This is a genomic window from Parabacteroides sp. MSK.9.14, from assembly GCF_019041495.1.
In the GTDB taxonomy this organism is placed as follows: Bacteria; Bacteroidota; Bacteroidia; order Bacteroidales; family Tannerellaceae; genus Parabacteroides; species Parabacteroides merdae.
Genome location: NZ_JAHPXO010000012.1, coordinates 92,457 through 111,692 on the forward strand (window position 1 = coordinate 92,457; position 19,236 = coordinate 111,692).

General features: G+C 43.3%; 10 protein-coding genes. 4 read left to right on the forward strand and 6 right to left on the reverse strand.

What is annotated here, in order from left to right:
- Positions 1-251: 251 nt before the first annotated feature.
- From KTG12_RS08490 to KTG12_RS08515, 6 genes are all read right to left on the reverse strand, one after another.
- A complete protein-coding gene (locus KTG12_RS08490; protein ID WP_138272802.1) occupies positions 252-3,020 on the reverse strand; it encodes a glycoside hydrolase family 2 TIM barrel-domain containing protein in 2,769 nt (922 codons plus the stop codon).
- 109 nt (positions 3,021-3,129) lie between these two features.
- Entirely contained in the window at positions 3,130-4,602 is a 1,473-nt protein-coding gene (locus KTG12_RS08495; protein ID WP_155143583.1) for a RagB/SusD family nutrient uptake outer membrane protein, read from the reverse strand.
- A gap of 20 nt (positions 4,603-4,622) precedes the next feature.
- Positions 4,623-7,937, reverse strand: a complete 3,315-nt coding sequence (locus KTG12_RS08500) for a TonB-dependent receptor (RefSeq protein ID WP_227225755.1) — start codon at positions 7,935-7,937, stop codon at positions 4,623-4,625.
- A gap of 167 nt (positions 7,938-8,104) precedes the next feature.
- Positions 8,105-9,316, reverse strand: a complete 1,212-nt coding sequence (locus tag KTG12_RS08505; protein ID WP_122342789.1) for a FecR family protein — start codon at positions 9,314-9,316, stop codon at positions 8,105-8,107.
- Between the two features lie 79 nt (positions 9,317-9,395).
- Positions 9,396-9,980, reverse strand: a complete 585-nt coding sequence (locus KTG12_RS08510) for an RNA polymerase sigma factor (protein ID WP_022322207.1) — start codon at positions 9,978-9,980, stop codon at positions 9,396-9,398.
- 51 nt (positions 9,981-10,031) lie between these two features.
- Entirely contained in the window at positions 10,032-10,280 is a 249-nt protein-coding gene (locus tag KTG12_RS08515; RefSeq protein WP_138272803.1) for a hypothetical protein, read from the reverse strand.
- 564 nt (positions 10,281-10,844) lie between these two features.
- Here KTG12_RS08515 and KTG12_RS08520 point away from each other — a divergent pair.
- The 4 genes from KTG12_RS08520 to KTG12_RS08535 all read left to right on the forward strand — a co-directional run bounded on the left by KTG12_RS08520 (position 10,845) and on the right by KTG12_RS08535 (position 19,092).
- Positions 10,845-11,792: a FecR family protein gene (locus tag KTG12_RS08520; protein WP_046452228.1), complete on the forward strand. Its 948-nt coding sequence runs from the start codon at positions 10,845-10,847 to the stop codon at positions 11,790-11,792.
- A gap of 256 nt (positions 11,793-12,048) precedes the next feature.
- On the forward strand, positions 12,049-15,339 hold the full coding sequence (locus KTG12_RS08525) for a TonB-dependent receptor (protein WP_122116070.1): 3,291 nt from the start codon (positions 12,049-12,051) through the stop codon (positions 15,337-15,339).
- A 13-nt stretch (positions 15,340-15,352) separates the two neighbouring features.
- The gene (locus KTG12_RS08530) at positions 15,353-16,903 is read left to right on the forward strand and encodes a RagB/SusD family nutrient uptake outer membrane protein (RefSeq protein ID WP_005646977.1); all 1,551 of its coding nucleotides are present in this window, start codon (positions 15,353-15,355) and stop codon (positions 16,901-16,903) included.
- 137 nt (positions 16,904-17,040) lie between these two features.
- Positions 17,041-19,092: a family 20 glycosylhydrolase gene (locus KTG12_RS08535; RefSeq protein ID WP_138272804.1), complete on the forward strand. Its 2,052-nt coding sequence runs from the start codon at positions 17,041-17,043 to the stop codon at positions 19,090-19,092.
- Positions 19,093-19,236: the final 144 nt, after the last annotated feature.

Genomic DNA, 19,236 nt, shown 5'->3' on the forward strand with positions numbered 1-19,236 from the left:
CAATAAGTTAACTGTATAAATATTAAGAATAGCCGTGGTTATTCTCTATATGCAAAGATTCTTTGACTTCATGGTCCCATTGGATAACTGATTTAGGTTTATATTTATTAGATGCTGTTTATTCACGATCTCTGATTTCATTCAATATTCTGCAAATATAGATAAAGTTATTATTAAACAGAAAAAATTAACAGTTATTTCGGGGTGTTCCGAGTATAACTGTTAATTTATTTCAATTGTTTTTGCTTCTATCAGAAGCGGAAATACAATTTTCCACTGACATTATTTTCCGGTCCGTTTCCTCTGGCACGATGCGGTTGAGATTGAGGACCGAAATCTTCCGCTTTTCCGAATTTGGTTCCGACAGCCGGAATTGCATTCATGAAAGAGAGGTTTCCTTTTGGATAGTCGACAATCGTGTGGTTGCGTTTCGGATCGTATTGTTCTTGTACGGCTGGGGTAAAGAGATGCAAGGTGACATCTTCTTTTCCGCTGTAAACTTCGAATGGAGTGGGGCAATCGAGCTTCATCCCGTAGAATAAAGAATAGTATCCTTTGAATTCCGGATAGTCCCAACTTTCACCAGTGATAGTGTTGTTATACTTCTTTTCCCAGATATTCAGCGAACCGCCTTTCATCCGGTTGTTGTATACACGGTATGGTCCGTTGGCGAGCAAAGTGGCTCCGGCGATCTCTTTTTCTGGGAAATCGAACGTGATACCCGCCATCTTGACCATGTCCTGGGGGCGGTAATTGTAGTCCAGTTCTACGATGCCGGAAGGGAGTATGGTCCAAGTGAATGTGTAGACTGTATTTTTTCCGTTTCGGGACGTATAAGTGGCAATCAGTTGAGGATTTCCTTCCACTTGCTTATATTCTACTGATTTACAAATAATATCTTGATTGGATATCAGTTCCGGCCCATTGTTCAACGGGATTGCTTTACCTCCGGAAGTGACTGACCGGAGCAGGCCGTTTTGTTTGTCGAACGTTACTTCCGTACCGGCAGCCGAAAAATACCAGTTATCGATGCTTTCTTTTACAGCCGGTGTGCTACCTTCCTGTGGCAGCAGACGGTTGGCAAGACGGTCGGGTGTGCCGATCTCGTAGCTCCAGGTAAATAACTCTTGGTTGTAACGGTCTTTTACCGTAACATATAGAAAGTCGTATTCCTGCCAGCCGGAGGGAAGTTCAAGTTGCAAATACCCTCTTTCTCCCGGACGGATATCAGGGGAAGCGATCTTGCCGGAAACCGATTGTATGGTCTTTTGCGCAAGCGAGTTGATTTTAGCCAGCCGGTATGTGTAGTTACAAGCGTTCGCATTTGTGAACGCATATCTGTTTTCTATTTCGAAACGACCATCCCATCCCGGTGTAAGATAGTGTTCCGGCAGATGGATAGGCGACCATATTTCTTTGATTGTAAAGAAGCTGCCTTCTTTTTCTCGATATGGTCCTACTATGCCATCGGCTCCGTGATCCTTGTCGGTATCGTAGAATCCGTTTTTATCTTCGCGAACAACTGCCTGGTCCGTAAAGTCCCAAAGGAACATTCCGGCTGAAAGCGGATTGGAAAGCATCAGGTCCCAGTAGTCGTCGAGTCCGGCTCCGTGTCCACCGTCGTATAATCCGTGCAGGATTTCTGTCGGCATGAAGATATCCCTTCCGTGGAACATATTGCCGATTCCAGAATTATATTTGATGTAATGTACCGTATTGATATTTCCCGATAACGCCCAGGGATGCAGGACAGCTCGTTTTTGCGGGTCATATTGTGGAAATAGCGGGTCGAGGTCAAAATTGAAGCCTCCCTCATTCCCGTTTGCCCAAAAAATGATAGATGGACGGTTGAGATCCCGTTTCAGCATTTCCCCAACTAGAATGGTCCCGACTTTCGTATCATAAGGAGGATATTGCCAGGCGCACAGTTCGTCGATCACATACATCCCCAGAGAGTCGCAAACTTCCAGGAAATGTTTGTCAGGTGGATAGTGTGACATGCGGACTGCATTCATGTTCATTTCTTTCATCAGCTTGACGTCGTTAATACTAAGCTGCTTGTTCGTCGTTCGTCCCGTAGTGGGCCAGTGAGAGTGGCGGTTCACCCCTTTAAAGCGCATTTTCACACCGTTGATATAGACACCGTCTTTCGGTTTCACTTCGACTGTGCGGAACCCGATCCGGTCGGTTACGGTATGCAGTACCTTGTCTTTCTGGCGAAGGGTGATTATGGCGGTGTACAGTTGTGGGTCTTCGGCTGACCAGGGTTTGATATTGTCGATCTTGCCAGAGAGGGATATTTTGCCTGTTTTTTCGTTTATGGGAGCAGATGTGATTTTCCCTATCGTCTGGTTCTGGACATCTTTGATCTCTATTTCTGCTTTTATGTCGGAAAGTTTCTTGTCTATAAATATATCTGCGTTCAGTTCGCCATGTTGCCGGGCATCGATCGCCGTATATTCGATGAAGTTGTTAGGAACAGCTTCGAGGTAAACCGGACGGAATATGCCTCCGAATACCCAAAAATCACATTGCCGTTCTGCTTCGTTGATACTGGTATTGGATGACATTTTGTTCACTTTGACTTCCAAAAGGTTTTCCTTGTTCATATGGACCAGTTTGGTTATCTCTCGCTTGAATCGGTAGAAAGCTCCCTGATGGGGAGTACCTGCCTGTTTTCCGTTTACCTTAATCTCCGTATCGGTCATGGAACCTTCGAAAACGATAAATATACGTTTGCCTTTCCATGTCGCCGGTACTTCGAATGTTGTTTTATACAATCCGGATTCGTCGGCTTTCGGCTTGTCATGTCCGTAATTGAAGGTTCCGTATCCTTCCATTTCCCAGCAGGAGGGAACTTTGATCTTATTCCATTCCCCGCTTTTCCTGCCACCGGTACAGAAGAAGTCCCATTCGACCGCATCGTCCGAGCCTTGTCCTGACAGGTATTTTACATCAGTGGTCTGCCCGCTTGCTAACAGGCTACCTAATAAAAATAAAAAAGAATAAAAACATTTCATTATATAGTAAGAATTAAAAGGTTATCTAAAAAATAGGGATGGTAATTGATGATTTACCCGTTACTTTTGGGTCAAGCCAAAAGTAACAGATAAATCATCAATTATCGAATTACCACAGCGGATGCTGTTTCAGATTCGGATTTTTATCCGTTTCGTCCTGAGGCAAAGGTAATGAATAATATTTATCATCTACAGCTCTGCCCAAGCGCTCTGCCATGCAATGCTGCCGTTTCATGTCGAATAAGGAATGTCCTTCGGCTGCGAACTCCCAAGTACGTTCCTGTATGATTGCTTTCCGCAAATCTGTCTGTGAAATGGATGAAGGGATCGGATTGAGTCCGGCTCTTGCCCGTACCCGATTGATACCTGTCAGTGCATCTCCGATGCGATTCATTTCGCAATAGGCTTCGGACTGCATTAACAAAACATCTGCGTAGCGTATGATTTTTCTGTTGCAACTATAGTCTCCGGCCGAAGTTGATTGATTGTCGTTCGGATCAAGATATTTAGCAAAGTGGCAAAGAGGAAAAGAGGGTTCTGCTATATTATCCGGGTCATAAACATATTGTTTGCCATTATTTATATCGGTAAATTCTGTAACAAACGTAGTGGAGATTCGTTTGTCTTCCACTTCATATGATTTATAAAATTCCGGGGTAGAAATGAATGAAGACCATCCGTCCGTTTTTTTTATGTTATAACCACGCATTCCAGTTATGGCAGGTGAGTCGTTTCCATTGATGTTTGTTTGGAATTCGATATCAAAAATATACTCTTTTCCATGTTCGTTTGTCACGTCGAAAATTCGTCGGAAATTTTCTTCCAATCCATAACCAAAAGTCCCTTCATTATTAATAATATCAGTTGTTTGAGAAGCTGCCTTTTCCCAAAAACCGCTTTTGTTCCAAGGCCATCCGGCTTGTGTCAGGTAGACTTTTGCCAACATAGCCATTGCTGCACCTTTTGTTGCACGTCCGGCATTCGAATCTTCCCATTTTATCGGTAGAGCAGAACCTGCATACAATAAGTCTTCTTCAATTAAAGCCCAGGCTGCGTCATCTGTTCCTTGGTTGGAAGGAGCTTCATCATTTAAGTTGTCGGTTTCTCGGATGACAACAATATGGTCATAAAAGCGTATCAGATCAAAATAAGCTAAAGCGCGTAAGAATTTTGTTTGTCCGACAATCTGCTTTCTTACCTCTTCTGATTTGAATGTGATATTATCGATGTTCAGTAATAAATTGTTTGCACGCCGAATGGCAGAATAGGAGATTTGCCAAATGTTTTTACAAAAATCAGTGGTCGGTGTCCAAGTTAAATTGTCCATTTCTACACGCGAAGGAGCGCTTGCATTGGCATTGGCCGCTTCGCCGGGAAAATCAGCTCCCATCCAAATATAACGCCTATAGCTTTTTTCATCGGCAAATGTATTGTAGACAGCTGTCAGTGCAGCATTTGCATCGGCTTCCGTTTTGTAGAAATTGTCGGGTGTGATGAATTCATATGCTTCTTCATCCAGAAAGTTGCAAGAGGAAGAGGACACCAGTAATGCTAATCCGATTATAAATTTATGTAGTTTCATATTCAATTCGTTTTAAATGATTAAAAACCAATGTTTACACCAAGAATGAAAGAGCGAGCAGTCGGGTAGGCATTGTAATCCACACCTAACTGAAGATTGCTTTGTCCTTGACTATTTACTTCTGGATTGTACCCGGAGTAGCCGGTGATAGTCAGTAAATTCTGTGCGGTTGCATAAATACGTAAAGAACGAAGGAATGAAACTTTGGGGAATGTGTAACCTAAAGTGACATTTTGTATGCGTAAAAAGGAACCGTCCTCAATCAGATAGTCGGACTGTAACAAGTTTTGGTTTACTAACACGTGAGCACGCGGGTATTTACCGTTCGGGTTGTTGACAGTCCAACGGTCCTTCACTTCTGCCCGCTGATTACCCCATGCACTGACGATATTTGTTTCTGCACGTAATACATTATAAATGTCATTACCGACGGAACCATTGATATAAACAGATAAATCAAAATTCTTATAAGAGAAATTGTTGGTCCAACCAAAGATGAAATCCGGATTCGGGTCGCCAACGATCTGACGGTCTTCTCCAAAACTGATTTTGCCATCTCCATTCTTATCCACAAAACTCATATCTCCTATTTTGTCGAAGTTGGAATCTGCAACACGAGCAGCGTCTTGCCATTCTTTTTCCGTACGCATCACACCGTTTGTTTTCAACAAGTTCCATACACCGACTGGTAATCCTGGCTCAAGCCAGCTACCGTTTACTTTCAGGTGTCCGGAGATCGTACCTTGCTGGGTCGGGATATATCCGGGGATTTCCAGCACTTTATTTTTGTTGGTTGACCAGTTAAGCATGGTGTTCCATTTGAATGGACCTGTCAGAACATCGGCTGATAGACTTAGTTCAAGACCTTTGTTTTGCAAACTGCCAATATTTTTCAAAACAGTACCGAAACCAGTTGTCAATGGAACGGAAATGTTCCATAACAGATCGGTTGTCTTTTTATAGTAATAGTCTGCTGTGAAATTGATGCGATTGTTGAATACTCCCAAGTCGATCCCGATATCGGTGATGGCAGTGGTTTCCCATTTCAAATCAGGATTTGGCATGTTACCGGCACCGATACCAACACTGGTTACCCCTCCGATTGGGTATGTATATGTATTCATCTTTTCGGGAGACGAATAAGCCGGAATATTTTGGTTACCTGTCACACCCCAACTACCTCTGATTTTCAAATTGCTGATCCAATCAATATTTTTCATGAATTTTTCTTGATTGATACGCCATGCAGCGGCGAATGAGGGGAAGAATGCCCATTTGTTATTTGCACCAAATTTGGAGCTTCCATCGGCTCGTCCTGTTACAGTGAAAAGATATTTGTCCATTAGGACATAATTGATACGGCCGAAACCAGATAATAATGTGCTTTTACTCCTTCCGGTATTTGGTTTGTCCCATTGTGCACCGGCATCTAAATTGTTATATCCGTATACGTCACTGATAAAATCACGTGCAGTCATAGAACCGGTCTTGTTTTCTTCGTACAACAGAGAAGAACCGACCATGACATTCAGAGAGTGTTGGCCGATTTTTTTGATATAAGTCAATACGTTTTCATTTGAATAGGAACTACTTCTACGGCTTTGTTGTTCTGCAATGCCATTAGCATTGTAGCCTCTGTACGTCTCTTTCGGTTCGTACACTTCACGTGACGCGTTTGACATATCTGCTCCTCCACTGACTTTTAGTGTCAGTCCGTCGATGATGTGGAATGTCAGGTCAGCAGAAGCCAATATACGATCGATGGTCCCTTTATCTTGAAGATGTTTAACGTAGGGAACCGGATTCGGAACGGTAGAAGATCCTGGCAGATAGTTTAAACGGACGTATTCTCCAGTTGTCGGATCGTATATCGGAACTGTAGGCGGCATGACGAGTGATGCATTGATGATGGAAGTGTTTCCTCCTCCATCTCCGTTTTCACGCCCGGTATTGGCAAAAACACGGCTGATCGTAAGGCTGGTGGACAGGTCGACAACTTTAGAGATTTTCGTATCGATGTTGTTTCGCAAGGATACACGGTTGAAATCTTGATTTTTAACAACACCTTCTTGTCCAAAGTAACTTGCAACGACAGCAAATTTTGTGTTTTCGCTTCCTCCGTTTACTGAAACGTTGTGGCTATGTATAGGAGCAGTACGGAAAATTTGATCTTGCCAATCTGTCCCTTCGCCCAATTGACTCATTGCAGGATACAAAGGGTCAGAAGATGTATTTGAGTAATAAATGGGACGACCATCGGTTTCAGCTCCCTCGTTTACCATTTCAGCCCATTCTGTAGCGTTCATCATATCCAGTTTCTTGGCAACATGCTGAAAACCGACATAACCGTCATAAGTAACCGTCGTTTTCCCCTGTTTACCCCTTTTGGTCGTGATCAGGATAACGCCATTGGCTCCACGTGAACCATAGATGGAAGTGGCGGAAGCGTCTTTCAGGATTTCCATGCTTTCGATATCGCCAGGGTTCAAAGTCGCCAGCGGGTTCTGTCCGGCACCGGAACCACCGGCCGAACCGCCTGCCGTAACAGGATAACCGTCGATTACGTATAAAGGCTGGTTACCTGAAGTCAATGAGTTGCCGCCACGAATGCGAATATCGACAACACCGCCCGGAGAACCGGAAGTTGCCATAACCTGCACACCGGCCACTTTGCCTTGTAAGCCCTGGTCGAAAGATGAAATCGCCTGTTTCTGGATTACGTCCGACTTTACGGAGCCGACGGAACCCGTCAAGTCGCTTTTACGCATCACACCGTAGCCTACGACGACCACTTCATCCAACGCTTTTGTGTCTTCCGTTAGTTTGATCGTCAGCGATGATTTGTTTCCCACCGGCATATCCAGCGTGTTGAAACCGATATAGGAAATTTGCAACACGGCTTTCGGATTAACGGTGAGGGTGAACTGTCCGTTCATGTCGGTAATCGTACCGTTGGTCGTTCCTTTTTCTACGATATTGGCTCCGATGACCGGTTCGCCTGTCGCATCTTTTACGATACCGGTGATGGTTTGTCCTTTTTGTTGTAAACTGACCGGAGCGGCTTTTTCGTCTTTCGAGATGATGATCTGTCGGTCGGAGATGTAATAATGTGTGTCGGTTCCTTCGAATATCTGATCGAGAATCTTGCTTACCTGTTCTTTCCGTGCCTTGACGGATACTTTTCGGTTCAGGTCGACTGAGTTGTCCAGATAGAAAAAGATATATTCGCTCTCTTTCTCGATTTTATTAAATACTTCTTTCACCGTGAGGTTGTTCGATTCGATGGTGAAGAATGTCTCTTGCGAGTATGTCTCTGCTGCTAGGCAGAAACTCATACTCATCCACAAAAAAAGTAGACAAATACTAAACCTTGTGTTATTTTTCATATCGCTTGTAATGATTTAAGTTGGTAAAGAGTTTTTATAGTTCTCATCTTTGTGTGGGAAGGAAGTGTGTTCCCTTCCTGTGTCGTTGTGATTTAAGGATCCATACTGTATGGTTTTTAATGTTTGACTTTTATTTCTATACTCTCATATTTGTTTTCTATTTGAATCGGGGCCGCTTCTTTCAAGGCTTTCATCATTTCGTCCAGACTCTCTTTCAGGTCTAGTTTTCCGCTGCAGGACAATTTGTCGGCCGGCTCTTTGCAATAGATACGGACTCCGTAATAGCGGGAAAGCTTTTTCACGATTTCTTTGAGCGGCTGTTGGTGGAACTGGTAATATCCGTCTTTCCAAGCCACATAATTGTCGGTATCGACTGTTGTGATTTTCCCTTTATGTATTTTGCTGTCGTAGGAAAACATCTGGTTAGGAGCCAGGACATTCTTGCATTTGTCGAGGTTTACTTCAACTTTTCCACTGACTAGGACCACCTGCATATTCGCTTCGTTTTCATAGGCCGTGACATTGAATTGTGTTCCTAATACCTTTATATCCATCTGATGTGTTTTGACGATGAAAGGTTTTTGTTCATCCCGGCTGACGTGCAGGTATATTTCTCCTTCTACGAATATTTCTCTTTTCTCTTTTGCGAATTTGACTGGATACACGACTTTCGAGCCGGAGTTTACCCAGAGCCGGGTCCCATCGGCGAATGTGATGGACGAACGCCGGCCGACAGGTACGATCAGTTGGTTAAATTCCTGTGCCTGTGCCGGATTGCCTTTTGGACTGAGGTCCACTTGTTTGGAGTTGACATTTACCTTTCCTTCCTTTTTATATTCGAGTTGGGTTTCCGTCCCGTCAATGGTCAGCTTCTCGTTGTTGGAAAGGACCAGTTGCACTTTTTCATTTGTACTGTCTGGTGCCGGATTGGCTTGGATGATTGCCAGATAGTCTATTTCGGCATCTTTCGGCCGTAGGGTGGCATACCAGCCGATTGCTGATAACAAAAGAAGAGAGGCTACCGTGCTGATAGCAAGACGGATGAATTGTTTACGCTTCGCTTTTCTCTCTGTTTCTTTATTTTTTAATTCGATGCGTTGCCATAACGCATGTTCATCCTTGGCTGCCAAGGATGAACAATTTCTGTCTATTTTAATAGTGTGTAGGAAGAGACGGGCATTTTCGATCTCTTGGGATAATGCGGCACTTTTTATCTGAAGATCGCTCCAAAAAGCCCGGCTTTTTTCAGTCGGGTGTAATTCCGACTGAATGAAAAAGTCGTCGTTCAGCAGTTGGTCTGCACTGTATGTTGTATAGTCTTTATCCATTTTTCCGATGAGCATTCTATATAAAGGACAAGGTCGCTTCCATTTTATACTCACCGGAAGTAAACTTTTTTTATTTTTCTTATTGGACGGAAATGGATAGGAGCAGGAGGAATACTTCCGCTGGCCCGTATAGGTCGCGTATTTTCTTTAGGGAGCGCTGGATAAGGTTTTGTGCGGACTGATAATTCATGTCCATCATGATGCAGATTTCATCGAAGCTAAGTTCTTGTATATAGCGATAGTAAATGATCTCTTTTTGGCGTGGAGTCAGTACATTCAGAATTTCCTGTATCTTCCTTTGTTGGTTGGTGTACAGTTCGTCCGTGACATATTGTTCTTCGACCGTTAGTCCGAGGGTAAAGGAAACAGTTTCATGATTGTAAGATGTGTAGCGGTCTTCTCGGTAAAGTGCATTGATCAGGCTATTCTTAAGGGAGACAAGTAAGTAGACTTTTATATTTTTAGGTGTGATCAGTTGTTTCCTGTTTTTGTATAATCCGGTAAAAACATCCTGGATGCAATCTTTTATAAGTTCCGTATCGGAGGTAAAGCTGTGTCCGTAACGGAACAGCATTTGTATGTAGACTTTGTATATCCAGCAATAAGCCTCATTATCGCCGGCTAGGAACTGACTCCATTTTATTTTGCTTTCATCTTCCTGCATAATTGTGCTGTATGGTCGCAAATATAATATTTTTGTTAGAATAACGGAAACTTACCGCAACTTCGTTAGGGCAACCTCACCAAAACCGTGGTTAAAAAAGCAGGTATTCCACTGGATTATAATCAGAAACAGTGCATAAAATCTCCTCAAACAAGGCAGATAAACAGCTCCACATCCCCGTTCCGGTTTCACGAAGATCCGGGTCTCCACCTCCTCCACACCCGGATCTCCCATGCCCTTCCACCCGGGTCTGAAGAAACTTTTCAAGTTGTTTTTGGTAAAAAAGTAGCTTGTTTTCATGAAAAAACGAGCCTATTTAATCTGTTTTGTATTGGCTTCAGAATATATCTGAAATTTGATAAAATACTGATATATAATGATTTATTATTTTTACCCATGATAGTTATGATAGATAAATGATAGTTAAAAACAGGAACTATCATGGAGTAACATGCTGTTTTACAATTATATAAATTTGATTATGATAGTATGATAGTTGTTTTGCTCAAAAAACTTTATATAGAAATACCCGTACTAAAGACAAGGATTGATTGTCCCTTATGATTTTGGTGCGGTTACACTACAACTTCGTTCAGAGCTTCGGAATCTTTCAGGAGAGTATTTTAAAATATTCCCGATCCTTCTTGGAAGGAGCTATTATTGCAGGTTTCCAAGACTGTGAATGATGACAAACAGGGGTTCTGGTTGGAACGGATATTTCTTGAAAAAGAACGTAGTTCCGAGAGAACTATGGTATTCGATACCGGAAGAAAAAATATAAAAATGAAATTTTTTCCATTTTCAACTGGGGATATAGGCTTGTGAACTGTTAGTATTATGTAAGCATAAGTAAAAAGATGAAAAATGGACAGGGAAACGTTATATAAGTTCTTTGAAGGAGCCGCTTCTTATGAAGAAGAAGTCCGGATCCGGCAATGGATGGAACATTCCCCGGAAAACAGACGAGAATTCTTGAAAGAGAGAAAGATATTCGACTCGATGTTGCTTCTTGGCGATGAAAAAACGATCGAAGAAAAGATGCGACACAAGTCATGGAGCTTGAGTTCTCTCGGAACTGAGTTAATCAAGATTGCGGCAGCTGTCGCTGTGACATTGGGGCTTAGCTTATTATATCAATTTGTTTCAGATAAAAATGGAGTTGTGCCGATGCAATCCATTTATGTCCCCACCGGACAACGGGTGAACATCACGCTGTCGGACGGGACGAATGTCTGGCTGAATGCTCGGACGAAGATCGTTTACCCGGCTGTGTTCGACAAGTCCGTACGCCAGGTAGCGGTAGACGGAGAAGCCTATTTCGATGTGGCCAAAGATAAGAAAAGGCCTTTTATCGTGGAAACGGGCAAATGTAATATGGAAGTACTGGGAACAAAATTTAATGTGGAAGGCTATTCCGATAAAGACGATTTTGAGGTTACGTTGATGGAAGGAAGTGTGCGCGTTGCCTCCCGTATCGGTCTGGGGGATACATTGATGTTGAAACCGGACAGCAAAGCTTGCCTGCAAAAGGACGGCAGGCTGAAAGTCATTCCGGTTGACGATTACAATCCCTATCGTTGGAAAGAAGGACTGATATGTTTTCGGAACGAATCATTCCTCTCGATCATGAATGATCTGGAGAAATATTTCGGAGTCAGCATAGTTGTTGAGAATAAGAATGTATTGAAATACTATTTCACGGGAAAGTTCAGGCAAGCAGACGGTATCGATTATGCGTTGAGGGTATTGCAGAGGGATATCCGTTTCAAGTATGAACGGGACGATGAAAATCAGATTATTTATATTAGGTGAACACAAGTAATAGAAGAACAGAAATAAAAAACACAATAATTAGTATTAACCTTATAAAATAAGAAGGAAACATGAAAACAGGCAGTCAATAACAGAAAAATGCCGGCAAGCGCTGGGGGGCATTTACCGGCATTCCAATCAACACAATTTTAATTCATTGTATTAACTTCAAATCAGTTACAAAGGTATGAAAAAAAACTTTTTGTCGGGGGGATATTATCCGAAAACTCCGTCAGGTAAAAAAATCTTGAGAACTATGCGAATATCCACATTCCTTTTGGGAGCCTGCGTATTCTGTTCGTATGCTGAAGATTCACATTCGCAGAATGCCCGGGTTAGTATTAACAAGAACAATTCTCAATTAGAGGAAATTCTAAATGAGATTGAAAGTCAGACAGATTATTTGTTTATCTATAATAACCAGGTAGATGTTAACCGGAAAGTTTCGGTAAAGGCGAAAACGAAACCTGTTTCAGAGGTATTGGATAACCTGTTCAAGAATGCGGGTATCGAATATGAAATGGAAGGAACTCATATTATTTTGTCTTCGAAAAGCCGGGATGCGATCGCTGCCACTCAACAGCAGACACATGTCTTAACCGGTCGGATTGTCGATAATAACGGCGAAGCGATCATTGGAGCGAACGTGGTGGTGAAAGGTACTACAAATGGTACGGTTACCGATATAGATGGTAATTTCTCTATCGAGGCCGATCCTAATTCGGTTTTGAATATTTCTTATATTGGTTATCTGTCAAAGGAGATCGTTGTCGGTAACCAAAAAACAATCAATGTCGTATTATTGGAAGATACGAAAACGCTGGATGAAGTTGTCGTGATCGGTTACGGTACGCAGAAAAAGGCGGACTTGACCGGTTCTGTAGCTAACGTGAGCACAGATGATTTGAATACACAGAGCAACACTACTATCGGGCAGGCCTTGCAAGGTAAGATTGCCGGTGTGGATATCGTTTCGCAGGGTGGTGCGCCGGGCGGTAGTACCCGTGTCATGGTCCGTGGTATCGGAACGTTGAACAATTCTTCTCCTTTGTATATCGTGGACGGTATGTATATGAGTGGAATCGATCATATCAATCCGAACGATATTGCCAGTATCGATGTGTTGAAAGATGCTTCTTCGGCTGCGATTTACGGTTCACGTGCAGCTAACGGCGTCGTTATAGTAACGACAAAAGAGGGAAGCAATACGGAAGGGAAACCGATTATCGATCTATCGGCCAATGTCGGCGTCAGTTCGCCTTCCAAATATCTGGATTTATTGGATGCTGCCGGCTGGGCGGAAGTGACGACCGTTTCCAGAAGGGCTGCCGGATTGAGTCCGCTCGAAATGGCACAGGATTTGGCTTCAAAACCGGATAATGACTGGCAGGACTTGATGTTTGGTCCGGCATTGATGCAAAACTATGCGCTTTCTGTGAAGGGAGGAGGTAAATATTCCACCTACTATAATAGTGTGGGGTATACGAATCAGGACGGCGTGATGAAAGGCACGAACTACCAGCGTTACACGTTGCAGAGCAAACAGGATTTCAAGAAGGGTATTTTCCAGGCTGGGACAAATGTCGTGTTGACTTATGATCAAAGCAATCCTTTATATTCGGTCATTAGAGGGGGAATGGTCGGACATACGTTGCAGGCTATTCCGACATGGGAACAATATGATGAAAACCGGACAGGTGGATATGGTGGCTTGTACGGAGACGTTGTGAATTTGACTCATCCGTTAGGTATGGTGGACGATAATTTAATGAAGAGATATAGTGATAATGTAAAAATATTTGCAAATGCTTATGTCTCCGTAGAATTAATGAAAGGTCTGAAATATAAGTTAAACCTGACTCCGGATTTCCAATTTTATCGCTATAATAGTTATGAAGGCCTGTTTGATTTCGGGCTGGCAAAACATGATATAACAGCGGTGACGGAACAGCAGACCCGTACACGTAATATTTTGGTCGAAAACTTGCTGACTTTTGATCGTACGTTCGGAGACCATAAGGTGTCGGCTCTTGTCGGATATACATATCAGGATTCCCGGTATCGTTATATGCAAGGTTCCGGGCAAGGAATGCCGACAGGAATTACTGAAATAGATGCCGCATCTCAAGGATTGGCCGTAAGTGGTAATTCAAGCCGCAGCGTGTTGACTTCCATTTTAGGACGTGCTTTCTATTCTTATAAGAATCGCTATTTGTTGACTGCGACCATTCGCCGTGATGGTTCTTCTAAGTTCGGTTCCAATTATCGGTATGGTAATTTCCCATCGGTATCTGTTGGTTGGAATATTGCAGAAGAGGATTTTGTAAAGAATAGCGTATCTTGGTTGGATCAGTTGAAGTTGAGAGGCGGATATGGGGTGCTAGGTAATCAGGAAATTGATAACTATCAATATGTGTCTGTTGTTACGACCGGCATTAATTATCCGGATGGAAAGAGTGGACTGATACAAGGTGCTTTCCCAAAAACGTTTGCTAATCCGGATATCAAATGGGAAGAAACGGCGATGACGAATGTCGGTATTGACTTTATGGCCCTGCGTAATCGTTTGACTTTGACTGCTGATTGGTATGTAAAGAATACGAAAGATATCTTGTTGAATGTGCCTATTCCTATTTCTACGGGAGGTGCTAATGATCCGATTCGTAATGCAGGTAAGATCCGTAATCAAGGATTTGAATTTAATTTGGGATGGAATGAGTCTTTGAATAAGGATCTGTCCTATGGTGTAAGTTTCCTTGGAACTTATAATAAAAACGAAGTGGTGGAAATGGGGGCAGAATCGCAGGTAATTACCGGTGGGACGATTCATGGAGGAACTTATACGAGCAGAACGTTGGCCGGTTATCCTATAGGTGGTTTTTGGTTGATTCCTACTGACGGCTATTTTAATAGCACGGAAGAGGTGCAAGCTCATCAGAAAGATGGGGTTCTGATTCAGCCGAGTGCCGAACCCGGCGATATTCGTTTCAAGGATACAAATAATGACGGAACGATTAATGATGAGGATCGTGTGTATTGTGGCAGCCCATTCCCGAAATTCACCTATTCGATCAATGGTAATATTACGTATAAGAATGTTGATTTTTCGATTGGTTTCCAAGGTGTCACTGGTAATAAAATTTATAATGCGACGAAATTGGAATTGACGGATGTGACCCGTGGTACGAACTATTTGGCAAGTACTTTGGATTATTGGACGCCTGAAAATCAAAATGCGTCCTCTCCTCGGCTGATTTGGACCGACCCGAATAGGAATGCCCGTTCCGAATCCGACCGTTACTTGGAGAGCGGTTCTTATTTCCGCTTGAGAAATCTTCAGGTAGGTTATACCTTGCCTACGGTTTGGTTTCATGGCTTTGTCCAGAAAGCTCGTGTGTATGTCAATGCGGAGAATCTCTTTACGATCTCCTCTTATTCGGGGTATACGCCGGACGTGAATTCTTCAGATGTATATTCTCGTGGTTTCGATGAATTTATATATCCTTCTAATCGTACATTTATGTTTGGTTTGAATGTCACATTTTAAATAAAATAACAGTATGAAACGAATATATCTATATTTTATATCTTGTATAATGGTTGTTACAGGTTTGTGTACTTCGTGCGACGCTCAGTTGGAGCAGATGAATCCGAACAAGGCGACCGAAGATACTTTCTGGCAGACCGAAGCTGATTTTGAATTGGCTTTGACTTCATGCTATACTCCTTTGAAAAATGCTCTAAACGGGGGATATTATGGAACTCGTGGTGTAATGATGCGTATTGCTCGTGCGGACGAAGTGGAGTTTAGAAACGATATCAGCGATGTCTTTCAAGCCTGTTATTTTACAAATACAAATGGAAATTCTCTTTCACAAGGGATGTTTTATCAATTCTATAATGCATTGTATAGAACGAATTCAATCATGCAGAAGCTGGAAGAGAAGCAAGGAGAATTCGGAGAGGATTTCGTCAATAAGGTGAAGGCGGAGTGTTTGTTTATTCGCGGGTTCTATTTGTTCCAATTAGGAAAAGAGTTTAAAAATGCACCTTTGCGTCTGACAGCTTCTCAGTCTCCTTCTACATTCCCTTTGGAAAAGTCTTCTCAGGCCGAGATATGGTCGCAGGCTGAACAGGATTTGCTTACTGCGGCTTCTTTGTTGCCTGTGAAGAATGATGTTATCGGAAAACCGACAAAAGGTGCAGCGTATGCTGTGTTGGGTAAAATATATGTATATGAAGAAGACTTTGATAAGGCAATTGAAATATTGGAACCTTTGACAAAATCACCTTATACGTATCGTTTGGTGGAGGATTTTGCATGGAATTTTGATGATGTACACGAAAACAATGAAGAGAGTATTTTCGAATTGTTGATGGAGCCGGTTGGTGGAACGGATATTTGGGGAGATGGAGAGAATATCAATTCGACTCAAACGAATACACGTCCGAAAGAATATGCGGCACCGGAAGCCAGTGGTTGGTATGAGGCAAATCCGACCCCGCAAATAATGGATTATTTCTTGGAAGAAAAAGATAAAGATGGAAATTTTGATTATCGTGCACGTTCATCGGTTGCTTGGGATTATGAAGGATGTATGTATTATTTGAAGCCTTTTCGGGAGAAGTTTGCAGAAGACAGATGGAATACATATTGGATTTTGAAATATCAGAATTGGAATACGGCCGAATCGGAGGCTGATCCGCCTATGTCTTGCATCAATGAACGGGCGATACGGTATGCAGATGTGCTTCTTCTGCTTGCTGAGTCTTATTTGCGTGGAAAGCAGGATTTGCCGATGGCAATCGGGTATTTGAATCAGATTCGTGAACGGGCTAATTTGAACCCCTATAGCGGAGCACAGACGTATGAGGCTGTCTTTAATGATTTGGAGCGTCAGCGTGCCATCGAGTTCTTTGTGGAAGGGGAACGTTTTTACGATCTTCGCCGTTGGGGATTGTTGGAAAAGCGTATGCAGACTTGTAATGAAGTTCGGTATAAACAATTAATGACTGGTAAGGTCGGGGATACGAATCGTTATTATTATTATCCTATACCATCCAAGGAGTTGGAGACAAATCCGTTATGTACCCCGAATGAAGGTTGGTGATTGACCGTTTTTTAATAGGTATTATTCTAAGGGTCGGTTGTAATGGTGTAAAACATGTTATGGCTGGCCCTTTTCTTCTTTTATTTATTAGGACTTTCTTTTTGAGTCCCGTATCTTTGATAAAAATAACGTATATCATGAAAATACAACTATTAATCATAAGTCTGTTGTTTATGACAAATGGCCTCTGTGCCCGTGGCTTGGACAAGGCGTTTCAGCTCCTGCCCCAACCTCAATCTGTCGAACTGCTTCCGGGAAAAGGAATTATGTATACCGATCTTAAATTTGTATCGGCCGCATCAGACACACTTGTCCCTATATTGGGAGCGTTGACGGATGTCCTTCCCCGTGCAGGACATGTGGGAAAGGGATTGTTCTTACAACTTTCCGAATCGAACGTGCCTGATTCGCCCGAAGGATATGTTTTGGAGGTGAATGATAAAGGTGTGACAGTCATGGCCCGCACGGAAGCCGGACTGTTTTACGGTTGCCAAACGTTGGAGCAGTTGTTGGAAGATAGCCGGGATTTTGACCTGGAAATTCCGCAGATGAAGATAACTGATTATCCGGCTATCGCCTACCGTGCCGTCCATCTTGATACGAAGCATCATCTGGACCGGATGGAATATTATTACCGGATGATCGACAGGTTGGCACGTTATAAAGTGAATGCGATTATCTGGGAACTGGAAGATAAACTGCGCTTTACTCGCCGGCCGGAAGTCGCAGCTCCGAATGCGATCAGCAAGCAGGAGATGCAGGCACTCTGCCGGTATGCGAAGGAACGGAATGTCGAGATCTGCCCACTTGTGCAAGGACTCGGCCATGCCGGTTTTATATTGAAACATCATTGGGAACTGCGTGAGAATCCGGACAGCGATTGGGAATTCTGTCCGTCCGATCCGCGTACATACGAGGTGCAGTTCGATCTTTATCTGGATGCGCTTGAAGCCATGCCGTACGGGAAATACCTGCATGTCGGTGGGGATGAGATCACGGCGATCGGAATCGATGACCGTTGCAAGGCTACAGGCAAGACTGCTTTCGAATTGCAGATGATCTGGTTGAAGAATGTCTGCCAGTTTGCTGTAGACCATGGTCGTATTCCTATATTTTGGGATGATATGCCGTTAAAATATGCCGGTATATGGGAACTTGCGTTAAGCGATAAATCCGAAGAGGAAGTGGTGAAGGTCTGGAACACCGACAAACTGGATGAGGCGATCGGTTTGTTTCCGAAAGAATGCGTGTATATGCGTTGGAAATATGAGGATGCGACGACGCCTGCCCATCGGCGCCTTTTGGAATGGTATCATGATAAGGGGTTGAAGGTGATGGGGGCGACGGCTGCTTCTGCCGGTGACTCGCCTTTTATGCCGCGCCGGAATACCCGTTCGGAATACGTGAAAGGATTCAGCCAGTTGGTTGCCGACAATCAACTGGAAGGAATATTGGCGACTGCTTGGGATGACGGTTCGCCGCATCTGGAAACGGTATGGAGGGGGTTCATTGCACAAGGAGAATTCGGTTGGAATCCGTCGGCACGGGATATCGAAGCGTTTAAAAAAGCACATGCACAGCGGGAATATGGTTTTCGCCCGGAGGATAACCGGATGGCCTTTCTGGATGAACTGGAGAAGGCGGTCTTTTTCTTCGATGGCGCGTTGGTGACTTCCGGACGCCGCAATCCGGCGTGGGGCACGACTGCTTTCACATTGATGGAGTTGCCGGACAAGACGAAACCGGGGGCATGGAGCGAACTGTATAAAGATAAAATTGCACAGGCAAAGATTGAAGCCGGACGTTACGAGAAGATAGTCCAGGGTATCAGAACGGCAGAGGCGGAGGCATTACGCAATCGCTATACGCTGCAAGTCTATGAACAGACGAATAACCTGCAAAACTATCCGGTGCGCCTCATCCTGGCCTTGAACGCTTATGACACGGCAAAGGACGATGCAGCCCGGGAAGCGGCTTTGGAGAAAGTCGCAGAGGTGTGTAGTTATTTCGATGTCATGCGCTCCAACCTGGAATCGGTCTATTCCGAAACTCGCTTCATGGAGCAGCCCGAAGGTTTCATCTCTGATCTGAACCATCACAATCATCTGGCTTCTAAAACGAACAATAGCGATTGGTGGTATTATTACGAGATTCCGATGGTGAAGAAAGTCCGCGCGTGGATGAAATAGTCGTACGGAATGACCAAAAAAATAATTTGGACACTTTGTACGACTTCAAACCCTTCAAAAAATGAATTGGACACTTTGTGGCTTACAAAACGTCCCCTCAAAATAATTTGAACACTTTGTACAGCTTCAAAACGTTCAAAAAAA